The organism is Bacillus tequilensis (genome assembly GCF_012225885.1).
Taxonomy (GTDB): domain Bacteria; phylum Bacillota; class Bacilli; order Bacillales; family Bacillaceae; genus Bacillus; species Bacillus tequilensis.
This window is the reverse complement of record NZ_CP048852.1, coordinates 253,306-265,614: the sequence shown is the minus strand read 5'-3', so window position 1 is coordinate 265,614 and position 12,309 is coordinate 253,306. Positions and strand designations below refer to the sequence as shown.

The 12,309-nt window shown below is 46.2% G+C and carries 12 protein-coding genes and 1 other annotated feature; of the genes, 3 read left to right on the top strand and 9 right to left on the bottom strand.

Annotated features, from left to right (window positions below; genetic code table 11):
* Positions 1–19: 19 nt before the first annotated feature.
* The 9 genes from G4P54_RS01485 to glnK all read right to left on the bottom strand — a co-directional run bounded on the left by G4P54_RS01485 (position 20) and on the right by glnK (position 8,427).
* On the bottom strand, positions 20–706 hold the full coding sequence (locus tag G4P54_RS01485; RefSeq protein WP_167871559.1) for an ABC transporter permease: 687 nt from the start codon (positions 704–706) through the stop codon (positions 20–22).
* Positions 706–1,647 (bottom strand): ABC transporter ATP-binding protein, encoded by a 942-nt coding sequence (locus tag G4P54_RS01480; protein WP_167871558.1) that lies wholly within the window; start codon positions 1,645–1,647, stop codon positions 706–708. Before G4P54_RS01480 ends, G4P54_RS01485 begins: the two co-directional genes overlap by 1 nt.
* 94 nt (positions 1,648–1,741) lie before the next feature.
* Positions 1,742–2,677, bottom strand: a complete 936-nt coding sequence (locus G4P54_RS01475) for a HAMP domain-containing histidine kinase (RefSeq protein ID WP_167871557.1) — start codon at positions 2,675–2,677, stop codon at positions 1,742–1,744.
* Between the two features lies 1 nt (position 2,678).
* Positions 2,679–3,359 carry a response regulator transcription factor gene (locus G4P54_RS01470; RefSeq protein WP_167873795.1) on the bottom strand — a complete coding sequence of 227 codons (681 nt, stop codon included), beginning with the start codon at positions 3,357–3,359 and terminating at the stop codon, positions 2,679–2,681.
* Between the two features lie 96 nt (positions 3,360–3,455).
* A complete protein-coding gene (locus G4P54_RS01465) occupies positions 3,456–4,391 on the bottom strand; it encodes a DMT family transporter (protein WP_167871556.1) in 936 nt (311 codons plus the stop codon).
* A gap of 20 nt (positions 4,392–4,411) precedes the next feature.
* Positions 4,412–4,573 carry an anti-TRAP regulator gene (gene rtpA, locus G4P54_RS01460; protein WP_024715573.1) on the bottom strand — a complete coding sequence of 54 codons (162 nt, stop codon included), beginning with the start codon at positions 4,571–4,573 and terminating at the stop codon, positions 4,412–4,414.
* 93 nt (positions 4,574–4,666) lie between these two features.
* Positions 4,667–4,915 (bottom strand) — a binding site (T-box leader).
* 56 nt (positions 4,916–4,971) lie between these two features.
* Entirely contained in the window at positions 4,972–5,886 is a 915-nt protein-coding gene (gene mphK, locus G4P54_RS01455) for a macrolide 2'-phosphotransferase MphK (RefSeq protein ID WP_167871555.1), read from the bottom strand.
* Between the two features lie 353 nt (positions 5,887–6,239).
* Positions 6,240–7,184, bottom strand: a complete 945-nt coding sequence (glnL, locus tag G4P54_RS01450; RefSeq protein ID WP_167871554.1) for a glutamine utilization two-component system response regulator GlnL — start codon at positions 7,182–7,184, stop codon at positions 6,240–6,242.
* 10 nt (positions 7,185–7,194) lie between these two features.
* Positions 7,195–8,427 (bottom strand): two-component system sensor histidine kinase GlnK, encoded by a 1,233-nt coding sequence (gene glnK, locus G4P54_RS01445; RefSeq protein WP_167873794.1) that lies wholly within the window; start codon positions 8,425–8,427, stop codon positions 7,195–7,197.
* A 289-nt stretch (positions 8,428–8,716) separates the two neighbouring features.
* On the opposite strand from glnK, the gene G4P54_RS01440 reads away from it, so the two are divergent.
* The 3 genes from G4P54_RS01440 (at position 8,717) to mmuM (ending at position 12,233) form a co-directional block, all read left to right on the top strand.
* Positions 8,717–9,700, top strand: a complete 984-nt coding sequence (locus G4P54_RS01440) for a glutaminase (protein ID WP_167871553.1) — start codon at positions 8,717–8,719, stop codon at positions 9,698–9,700.
* A gap of 22 nt (positions 9,701–9,722) precedes the next feature.
* A complete protein-coding gene (locus G4P54_RS01435; RefSeq protein ID WP_167871552.1) occupies positions 9,723–11,159 on the top strand; it encodes an alanine/glycine:cation symporter family protein in 1,437 nt (478 codons plus the stop codon).
* Positions 11,160–11,285: 126 nt separating this feature from the next.
* Complete coding sequence (mmuM, locus tag G4P54_RS01425) at positions 11,286–12,233, top strand: homocysteine S-methyltransferase (protein WP_167871551.1); 948 nt, start codon at positions 11,286–11,288, stop codon at positions 12,231–12,233.
* Positions 12,234–12,309: the final 76 nt, after the last annotated feature.

Sequence of the window (12,309 nt, the reverse complement as noted above, 5' to 3'; positions counted from 1 at the left end):
GCCTTTGTAGACGCCGCATTCAAGCATCCTGTTTGTCTGCATTCATGATCGCCATGTAGGAAAAAATGAAACCGACGGCTGCTAAAGATAAGGGGATATACACAACAGATGAAATTGAGAAGCCCGGACTTGTTGAGCTGATGAGCATCACAATCACAACAGACGAAATGATGGTTGCCGGAACCGAGTGTCTACGCATCCCAAAAAAGATGGGCACTAAACTCGTGCCAGCGGCGCCAAAAGCGAAAACCGCCATTTTCACCGCCTGCTGAGAAATGATTTCGGATGTCAGCTCCCCCTGTATGAACTGGTAGATCGAGTTCAGCCAAAAGAAACCCGTTACTATAAGTATATTTGATAGTAAAATCGTGATAAACGTCAGTCCGGCCGCAATCATGAGTTTAGCAGTGAGCAGTTTTTTACGGCTGATCGGGTACGTGAACATCACAAGAATGGTTTTGTTTTTATATTCCGAAATCACCAATTTTACGAGCAGCACAGCGCCAAATACGATAAATACCGCTCTGACGAAGGTTCCGATGATGAGAAACGCTTCATCCATGCTTTGGAACGAAACCCCGCCATCGACTTTCTCGGAATAGCTGATCAGCCACATAAAGCCCATAATGATCACGTTGGCAATGAGGACACCTCTGACATACCAGCCCATCTTCATTTTTCTTAATTCGATTCTGATCAAATTCATCAATGTGTCTCACCCCTTTTCACACCGATGCTATTGCCGTTGATCAAGTTGATAAAATAATCCTCCAGCGACGTATACTTTTTGTTCATTGATTCAATGTCTACATCATTTAAAATGAGCGCTTTAGATATGGTAGCTTGAGAAGCTTCCGTTTCGTAAATACGGATTGTTTTCTCGTTTAAGATTTTAAAATTGGTTAATTGCAGCTCTTTCTCCAGCACAAAGCAGGCTCTTGTCTGATTTGGCGTGACGAGCTCGATGTATTCAGTGTTCTGGCCTCTGACATCCTCCATTGAGACCTCTTCAAGCAGACTGCCGTCTCGAATAACCCCAATCGTGTCCGCAATTTGTTCGATTTCACCCAGCAAATGGCTTGAGATCAACAGCGTCATGCCGTACTCTTTGCTCAGCACCTGAAACAGCTGCCTGATCTTTTTAATGCCTAGAGGATCAAGCCCATTCACCGGTTCATCTAAAATAAGCAGGTCAGGCTTCGTGAGGATGGCACGCGCAATCCCAAGGCGCTGCTTCATACCGAGTGAAAATGTTTTGACAGGCTTCTTGTCGATTTGCTTTAAGTTCACCATATCCAGCACTTCTTGAATGGCTTTTTTATTATGGTACCCCATGTATTCACAATGCAGATCTAAATTTTCTGCCGCTGTCAGGTTTTCATAAAATATCGGATATTCAATCATGCTGCCGATGCTCCCCAGCATCTCGTATGATGTATGGGTGAGCTTATTCCCTAGGATGCTGATTTCACCGCTTGTCGGTTTGACAAGGCTCGTCAGCATTTTCATAATGGTTGTTTTACCCGCGCCGTTCGGGCCGAGAAAACCATAGATCTCGCCTTTTTTAATATGCATGCTGACATTGGAGACGACTTCTTTACCCTGATACGTTTTGGTTAGTCCGTTTGTTTGTACGATATACGTCAACTTTGTTTCTCCTTCCCTCTCTTTTCCTGTTTTCTATTGTAGCGGCGGGTCCTGTCATTTTTATTTCTCAAATCTTAAGAAATTCTTACGTTTGTTAATAAGTCATTCGTTTCAATGTGATCGTAAACGCAGTCCGTTCGTACGGCTTGCTTTGAACGGATATAGAGCCTCCCATTTTTTCTGTAAGCCGTTTCGTGATGGTTAAACCGAGACCGCTTCCTTGAAAAGCTTTATTTCTGGATTCTTCAAGTGTGTACAGCCTCTCAAACACCCGCTGCTGATCGGTTTCACTGATCCCCTTTCCGCGATCCCATACGGTAACGGCAATGTTCGTCTCATCATATGACAGTGTCATGCCGATTAACTTGCCGGCTGCGCCATATTGAATCGCATTGGATAATAGATTTTGCAGGATTCTGTCCAGCGCTTCTTCATTCGCCTGTGCATACACCGGCGTATCCGGGATATCGATGGCAGCTTGAAAGCCTTTTGACTGAACAGCGTCATAATAATGCAGGATATTTCGTTTACATATGTCGTTCATATGTATTTTGGTAATCGGAATGTCTTTATCTTCAGATTCTAATTTCGCTAAATCAAAAAAGGAGTTGATCATCTGAATGAGTTCATTTGTTTTCTGACGGAGCTTCTCCAGCAATCTTTCCCGCTCTTCGTCCGGCATGTCCGGGTCACTTTGAATGGCCTCGATATAACCGAGAATGACCGTTAACGGCGTTTTCAGATCGTGCGACATATTGGTCAGCATCCGCTTCATGGATTGCTCTGTTTTGGCGAACTGAGCGCTGATCTGCTGACGATTCTCAACCAATCGGTTGATGTTGACAAGTAAATCTTTAAGCGCCTGATCGTCTGTCTGAAGTAAAATCCGTCCTGCCGACTCACGATTGAGCATGGCGCCAAGCTGTTCCGCCGTGTATCCCAGATTCCCGTCCCGCTTCTTTTTCATCATAAACTGAATCACATTCAGACATGCCAAAACGATGACAGCGGCCATCCATAACACTGTCATGCTAAAACTCTCCTAATTTATAACCGATGCCCCATAACGTTTTAATGTATTGAGGTGCAGAGGGGTCATCTTCAATCTTTTCTCTAAGCCGCCGCATATGTACGTTAATAATGTTTTGATCGCCAAAATACTCTTCATTCCAAACGGAACGGTAGATTTGTTCTTTCGTAAACACTTTTTTAGGATTTGCCGCAAATAGGCACAGCAGCTGCCATTCAGTTGACGTCAGCTGAAGCGGCTCTCCATTTTTCATCACTGAGACGTTATCTATATCTATCGCAAGCTGGTGAATCCGGATCACCTTTTTCTCTGCCGGTTCCTCCGCCGAATATTGCGTCGCCCGCCGTATCGCGGCTTTCACTCTTGCTGTCAGCTCAATCATTGAAAATGGTTTGGCAATATAATCATCCGCCCCAAACCCCAGTCCCAATGCCTTGTCCACTTCTCCGTCTTTCGCCGAAATCATCAAAACCGGAATGTTGCTTTTTTCGCGGATGATTTTCAGAAAATCCATGCCGTTCAGCTTCGGAAGCATGATATCAAGGAGAATCAAATCGTATGAACCCTGATGAAACAGCCGTACGCCCTCTTCCCCATCGAAAGCATGCACCATCTCAAATCCTTCTTTTGTTAAATAATGGCCCACCATTTCACTGATGGATTGATCGTCCTCCACAAGCAATATGCGCTTCATCTTCTCACCTAACCTTTGCAAAATCAAAAAACATACACGTAATTACACTTATTGTAATTGAAAAACGTGTATGTTTTACAAACATTATTTTTTTCCTCTTTTTAGTTTCCTGTATTCCATGCCCGTAATGATCAAAAATACGGCTGTACATCCGATGGCTTGAATAAGCCGTAGCCGTTCACCAAGAAATAAAGCCCCATAGAAAATCGTCAGGACAGGTCCTGCCATTGAAATGATGGCAGCTCGCTGTGCTCCTATTCGTTTGATGCCCTCAAGCATCAGCACAAATGGAATCACAGTGGTCACGACTGCGATTAACACAAACAAACCATAGACAGCGGGCGGATATGCTGCTATTGGTATATTCAGACCGATCGTCGATTTGATGCCAATGTAAAGCATCATGGCCGCTCCGGCAGCTGTCATCCCGTACGCATTAAGACGGATGCCTCCGATTTGATGGACGAGCCGTCCGGAAAGGACAAGATAACCCGCATAGACGGCTGAGGATAACAAAATGCATGCAGATCCAATCATATTTGCTTGAAAGAGCTTATTATCCCAGCCGCCAAGCGCAAAGAAAAGGGCGAACATGACCGCCAGCACTGTGAAAAGGTCCTGTATGGTAACCATTTTCCGGTCACGGCATGCGGTAAATACGATTACAAATATCGGGCAGCTCATCAGCAAAATACGCTCAACCATTGCGGATACATGGTTCAGCCCGATAAAATCAAGCAAGGGAGACAGGAAAAAACAAAACACGCCCGCGACACACGCCCTCCATCGATCTCCTTTTTTCATACCGTCAGGCATTGGAGGACGGTATAGCAAAAAAATCAGCCAAAACAGCGGAACAGCAAACAGCTGTCTGTATAACAACACCGCGTCTGGATCAGCACCCATTTCAAATGCCCATTTAATCCAAATAGACTTGGACGCAAAACAAACCGTTCCGATCAGCAAAAAAATTGTACCTATTGCGGCCTCTCGAATCTTCCTCTTCTCTTCTGCTCTCATCTCAGCTCAGCTTTTCTCCTTTACTTATTCAAATGCTTTTGTATAAAATCCAGCAGCGTATTTCCTTGAGCCGTCAGAATGACGCCTTTCCCGCCGCAAGCCGGACATGGGCTGCCTTCGATTTCTCCGGCTCTTTCACATCTAGGACATGCGGCCTCAAGATCATCAGTTGCTATGACCATTTGAATCCTCCTTTCTATTGATCTGTTATGCACCACCAGCCATCATCCATCGGCCGTCACCTCCTTTAAGAAACACAAAAAACCCCGTCCTATGCAAAGGACGAGGGTCTCGCGGTACCACCTTTATTAACAGCTATACAGCCGTTCACTCTCAGTACAGAAAACATCCGTTTCGATACTCCTCTCTTGGTAACGGGGAGAGAATCCCGGCATCGCCTACTATCCGTTCAGCAAAGCAATTCAGAAGCCCATTCGGCATCATAGGAGGATCGGTTCACACCAGCCACCGACTCTCTGAACCTCACACATTGATGCGTACTTACTCTTCCTCACAATTGTTGATCCGTTCTATTATTTGTAGAGTTTATAATACTCTGATTATTTTTTGAAGTCAATTCTTACACCGATTTAACACCAAGTGCTTCCAGCGCCATATTCATATGCTCCTCCTGCTGTGTCTGCTGAGCGAGCATAGCAATTTCCAGCGGATACGCCGCCTGCATCTCTGAGATGTGTTCCTGCATTTTTGCCCATATCCGGCCGCCTGCTTGATCATAGTATTCAAGTAAACGGGCAGTTTCTTTTTCTCCGAAAATGGTTTGATAAAGGACAAAATCCTTGGCTGGATCGGCAACCTTCGCTTCTGTCCAATCCAGAAGACCTGTGACACGTTCGTTTTGATTGATCAGAATATGCGGCGGATGGAGATCGCCGTGTATCAGTGCAGAGAAATCAGGCCAGTATGCATCATCGTTTATCCACGTTTGCCATCTTTCCCAAAGCTGACTAGATACGCCAAGCTTACTCTTCACATCAGCCATAGACTTTGCTGTCATTTGTCTGAAATCCTCTGGCATGATCACTTCGATTCCGGATTGTCCGGCAGATGTTTGATCCATGCCATGTAATTCAGCCAGTATACCGGCAAGTGATTGGACAAAATCGTCTGACGGCGGCTGATGATTCATATTCCACACATATTGTTTCTGTTCCAGATCAATCCCAGCCGCCGGCGTTCCTTTTAACATGGGGTAAGCGATCAATTCCGGTGTATGAATTCTCCAATCCGGCACATCAGCTGTAAGATTTGCGCGGAGAAAGGCAAGCGTTCTGCCTTCTGAAGCCGCTCTTTCCACAACATCGCTTCGCCGCGGTTTTCGCAGCACCCATGGGATACAATCATCATCCTCGGCGAATACAACTTGAAAATCCATTCCAGTCTCATTCAATTGCGCGTTTTCGGAGCGGACCGCCAAACCTTGGCTGCGTGCAAGCCCGACAATCTCAGTAATAAGCCGTTTCTTGTTTGTCATTTCTATTCCCCTTTCTCATGTTCCGCCTGTCGTAGAGAAGGGATGTTTTGAAGGCACAAAAAAGGGGGCACTTTTTTGACGATATAAGGCCTTATCCATAGGCAGACCCATCCCGCTTCTCCGCATTTAGGCGAGAGTCATTCACTATTGAATTTGTGATAATCGGAATCTCATGAATGTCATGCGGCAGACCCTCCGTTCTTTGTACACCAACCACACTTTTGATTATATTGCAATTCGAAATCCTAAAAAAGTAAATATTTTCATTTTGTGATCTTTCATAAAAATACCGTGAATTGCTGACCCACAGATTCCGGCACAGCAAAAAACAGCCGGGGACCCGGCTGTTTTGGTTATATCCTTCTTTCTTTCATCGTCTCGCACAAAAGTTTCGCTTCCAAAAAGAACACGTGAATGAATTTTTTCATATTCACTTTGGCTGGGGCGAGAGGTTTTGCATCCTTTGATTGGAGTTCTTTCATTTTCTGGCTGACAACTGAAAAGTCAAAGAATCTCGATGCATAGGTTTCAAATTTCGGATTCGAAAAATCAGTTGTGCCCAGTGAAGCAAAATGGTGGAGCGAATGGATAATCGCTCTGCGGATGCGCTGCTCCGAGGCTTTCATTTCGCGATTGACTTCCGTTTCAGATGCCCCTGCCCCCAGCTTTCGTTCCGCTACTTGAGTGAAAATCTGTTTGAGCGAAGGGATGTGTTTTTCATAGGGCTCAGATTGCTCGTGCTCTGATAAATACTGCAGCACAGCCATGAGATCATGTGAGCCGCCTTCCCCCATCATGCCCAGCTCGGACAACAGAAATGTTCCCGCTTCTTTTAAGCCGCTGTCACTTTTCTGCTGTGGACGCGCTTTCGGTTCAGTCCGGTTGCCGAGCCGGCTTAGAGAGTGCTGAATAGCCCCAATCGACTGCTCAAGCTCAATCCGCTCCTTCACCTTTTGGAGAACTTTGACAATTTCAACGCGGTTAATCGGCTTATGGATAAAATATTCGATGCCGAGCGAGTATGCTTCTCCAACCATTTCCTTCGCTTCCACTTGAGAGATCATCACGATTTTGCCGGAGTATGTATTCTGGAGCTGGCGAATCGTCTCAATGCCGTCTCTTTCGGGCATTAACAAATCGATTAATAAAATATCAATCTGCTTGAATTGCAGCATATGCCCTTCCACTTGGCTCCCGTCTTCCGCTTCACCAGCAGCTTCCCCGAGATCCTCATCCTCAATGATCTGCCTTAAAATCGACCGTACTGCGCGGTCATCATCAGCGATAAAAAAACGCATAGCTTTCGGTTCACCCTTTCTGAATCAAATGCCGTACAGGCAGCCTGATGGCAAACACCACTCCCCGCTGCTGATTATGAAATGTAATGTCTCCATCTAGTTCAGTCACCATTTCCTTCACATAGGAAAGTCCGATTCCCGTAGAAGGGGTGCCAAATTCATCATATTTTGAAGTAAAACCCGGATCAAACACAATGTCACCGATTTTCTCCGAAATGCCGGGACCATTGTCTTCCACCTGGAATTCTACCACACGCTCATTTGGCCTAAGGAGCCTCAGGCTGATCGTTCCCCCTTCGCCCATAGCTTCTACCGCATTTGCCGTTAGATTATTAATGATCGAAAGCACGATAAATACGTGATATTCGCCATGCTCCCCTTCGATCGAGCAGTGAAAATCAATCTGCTTCCCCAGTGCTTCAGCGTACTTTTCATTCATTCGAATCACAAGCCGGAGCAAATCAGAAGCCCTCATATAATCTCTCAAACTCTCATTCGAAATCAGTTTTGAAAGCCCTGCGAATATCCGCTGGTTGTCCTTTTTCACTTCATGAATCTCTCCGGCCAGCCTCAAAATTCTTCCGCTAAGCTGATCATCCTTGCCCTTTACTTCCCGATAGAGCTGATACGAATCGTTTGTCACTTTCTCTGTCGTTTTCAATGTCTTTTTTAAATGCACCGTCTCTTCATACAGATTGGAAACGATCATCAGCATATGCTCATGCTGCTGCCTTGTCTGTTTTTCTCTCGACTGCGTTTCATACAGCTTCAGCACAGTATAAAAACTCATCACGATAAATGTGTGAGAAATCGCAATTACCGCGATATCGGTAATTTTCTCAGGCGTCACAACCGTATGGAAAATGAGAAACTGCACAGCCAGCTCGACACAATCCGACACAATTTCAATCATAAATCCGATGAAACCGAGCATAACCGGGCGTTCGTGGAAACGATTAGCCTTTAATACGGAAAACAGACAAGCATAAGACATATAAAAGAAAAACCCAGACGCTTGGTCATACAGAATCGGAGTCAGTCCATCGTGTCCCCCGCCCCATAACTCCAGAAGGACGCGAAACACGAAAACCGCCGCTCCAGTCAGAACCCCCGGCAGCACAGCGGGCACATGCCGCAGCAGCGATAAGAAGAAGAAAAAAACCGGTGCGCCAAAGCTGATCCGGAATTCTTCATTAAGGGGATAAAATTTCAGTTCACCGGCCAGCGGCACCGTAATCAGCATAAGAGCCAGTATATATCCGTCTTTTTCGAAAAAGCGTTCCAGTTTTATGATGATCACATCCTCGCTTTTATTTTGGGGAAACAGCAGAAAACCTGCAAATTTCTTTTGACCCAGTACATGAGGTTTTTATAAATCCAACGGCTTATTTTCAACATATTTTTGTCGTATTTTGTATGATTCTGTAGTCGCCATTGTACAGTAAATATACCTTCCGCTTTTATGAAAGCGTTTAATGCCCCTTTAATCTTCTCTCAATCCTTAAAGAAGAAAAACAGTGAGGAGGAATTCGATGAAAGAACTCATCATAGAGCGCCAACAAGAAAAAGATCCAACGTCACAGCTGCATGATTGGGTGGAGCACTATCGCCCCTTTGCCGCCAATGGACAAAGTGCAAATTACATCCCCGCTTTAGGAAAAGTCAATGACTCACAGCTCGGCATTTGTATATTTGAGCCCGACGGAACAATGATACACGCCGGTGACTGGAACGTTCCTTTTACCCTGCAAAGCATTTCAAAAGTGATCAGCTTTATCGCCGCCTGCATGAGCCGGGGCATTCCCTATGTGCTCGATCGCGTAGATGTAGAGCCGACAGGCGATGCCTTTAATTCCATCATTCGGCTTGAAATCAACAAGCCGGGGAAGCCATTTAACCCTATGATCAACGCAGGTGCCCTCACCATCGCCTCGCTCCTTCCGGGTGAGTCGGCACACGATAAGCTCGAGTTTCTTTACTCGGTAATGGAAACTTTAATAGGAAAACGGCCGAGAATTCATGAGGAAGTGTTCCGGTCTGAATGGGAAACCGCCCACCGCAACAGAGCGCTGGCCTACTATTTAAAAGAAACAAACTTTTTAGAAGCGGATGTAGAAGAAACGCTTGAGGTGTACTTGAAGCAGTGCGCCATGGAGGGCACGACAGAGGACATCGCATTGATCGGCCTGATCCTTGCCCATGACGGGTATCATCCGATTCGACGCAAACAGGTCATTCCAAAGGATGTGGCCAAGTTGGCCAAGGCGTTAATGCTGACGTGCGGCATGTACAACGCTTCAGGCAAATATGCTGCGTTTGTCGGCGTGCCTGCCAAAAGCGGCGTCTCCGGCGGCATCATGGCTCTTGTTCCTCCAAGCGCCAGAAGAGACCAGCCTTTTCAATCCGGATGCGGCATCGGCATTTACGGACCTGCCATTGATGAATACGGCAACAGCCTCACCGGCGGTATGCTGCTGAAGCATATGGCACAGGAGTGGGAGCTCAGCATTTTTTAAACTATAAAAAAGAGGTGATTGTATGCAGAAAATCCTGGAACATATCGTCGGTATCGCCAATGATCTTTTGTGGTCAAAGCTGTTAATTGTATTGCTCCTTTCACTAGGAATCTATTTTACGTTTAGGCTTAAGTTTTTGCAGGTTCGCATGCTGAAAGAAATGGTGAGAGTGTTAAGAGAAGGTGCTGCATCCCGGTCGAAAAACAGCATTTCTCCGTTTCAAGCCTTTTGCATCAGCATGGCAGCCCGTGTCGGCACGGGAAATATTACGGGCATTGCCATCGCCATTGCGCTCGGCGGACCCGGTGCGATCTTCTGGATGTGGCTTATCGCCATTATCGGATCAGCATCAAGCTTTGTGGAAAGCACATTGGCTCAAATTTATAAAGTAAAGGATACAAACGGCTTCCGCGGCGGGCCGGCGTATTACATGGAAAAAGGGCTGAACAAAAGGTGGATGGGCGCACTGTTCGCTGTGTTAATCACCCTATCGTTCGGTATTGTCTTTAACTCGGTTCAATCAAATACAGTCAGCCTCGCCTTTGAAAACGCGTTCGGCACAAACCGCCTGACATTGGGACTCATTTTTATTGCTGTATTCGGCATGATTATTTTTGGCGGTGTAAAACGCATTGCGAAGCTGGCTGAATCCATTGTCGTCGTATTGGCTGTCGTGTATATCGGAGTCGCGTTTTTCGTGATTTTCACCAACATTACGCAGCTGCCACACGTGCTTGCGCTTATCGTAAAAAACGCATTTGGCTTTGACCAGGCCGCTGGCGGCGCTTTGGGAGCGGCATTAATGCAGGGCGTCAGACGGGGAATTTTTTCAAATGAAGCGGGAATGGGAAGCGCACCAAATGCCGCTGCCACCGCAACGACAAGCCATCCTGTCAAACAGGGGCTGATTCAGGCGTTTGGTGTGCTGACAGATACACTCGTTATTTGTACGAGCACCGCTTTTATCATCCTGTTTTCGGATGCCTATCATACGCCGGGACTAAGCGGAATCGCCTTGACACAAGCCTCTCTAAGCTCCCATGTCGGATCATGGGCATCAGGCTTTCTCGCCATTCTGATTTTGTTATTCGGTTTCTGTGCTTTAATCGGAAACTATTACTATGGCGAAACCAATATCGGCTTTTTAAACAAAAGCAAAAAACTGATATTCGTCTACCGTATCGGCGTGCTGGCAATGATTGTGTTTGGCTGTGTGGCCAAAGTCCAGCTCGTCTGGGATCTGGCTGATTTGTTCATGGGCTTGATGGTCGTCGTGAACTTAATTGCGATTTTCTTATTATCAAAAGTCGTGTTTACGGCGCTGAAAGACTATACAAGCCAGAAAAAAGCGGGCAAAGATCCGGTCTTTTATAAAGATGTGCTCCAAAACCACAATGGCATTGAGTGCTGGCCGCTTTCTGATACAGAGGCTGACAGCCCCAATAAACAAATATCGTAAAAAAAGGGTGTTCAGACATACGGCTGAACACCCTTTCCTTTTTCATTCATTGACAAATATGTAAGCGTCCATTACGATTTTCATATCTTTTTCAAAAAAATCTGAAAGAAGGCATCGGTACATTTTATGAATCCTATCCAACACATCCTAGATACATACCCGCTTATTGTGCTAGACGGCGCCATGGCGACCGAGCTTGAACGCAAGGGCTGTGATTTGAACGACAGTCTTTGGTCGGCAAAAATCCTGATAGAAGAGCCGAACCTGATTAAACAAGTTCATATTGATTATTTCGCGGCAGGCGCCGACTGTGCGATCACCGCCAGCTATCAGTCTACGTTTGAAGGCTTTGCCGCACGCGGGCTGAGCGAAGCGGAAGCACGCCGGCTCATCGAGATGTCCGTCAGCATCGCAGCGGAAGCACGCGATGAATTTTGGGCGCTTGAAGAGAACCGTATGAACCGGCCAAAACCGATTATTGCCGCTTCTGCAGGCCCTTATGGCGCTTATCTTGCAGACGGGTCTGAGTATCGCGGCGACTACGGAATCTCAGAGGATGAACTGATTGAATTTCATCGTCCCCGGATCAAAGCGCTGATTGAAGCGGGAGCTGATGTATTGGCATGTGAAACGATTCCGTGTCTGACCGAAGCGAAAGCAATTGTGCGGCTGCTGAAGGAATTTCCTGAAACATATGCGTGGATCAGCTTCAGTGCAAAAGACGGTCTGCATATCAGTGACGGAACACCTGCCGCTGACTGTGCGTCGTGGCTCAATGAGCACCGCCAAATTGCAGCGCTCGGCATCAACTGCACGCCGCTTCAGCATATCCCTTCCTTGATCGAGGAGTTAAAAAAGCACACATCAAAACCGATCATCGTCTATCCGAATTCAGGTGAACAATATGATCCGGAGACAAAAACGTGGAACGGTATGGCATGCGCAGCACCTTACGGAGAAACCGCCCGAACTTGGCATGAAAAAGGTGCGAAGCTGATTGGCGGATGCTGCCGGACAACACCTGAAGATATTGCAGAAATTGCGGCTTGGGCACGCTCTTTAAAAACAACTTGACTTATCGGAATTGTTTGTATATTCTATCTAAAAGCCGGTTCGCCGGAGTCTCGTGTCACTCGCTGGCATGGGATTT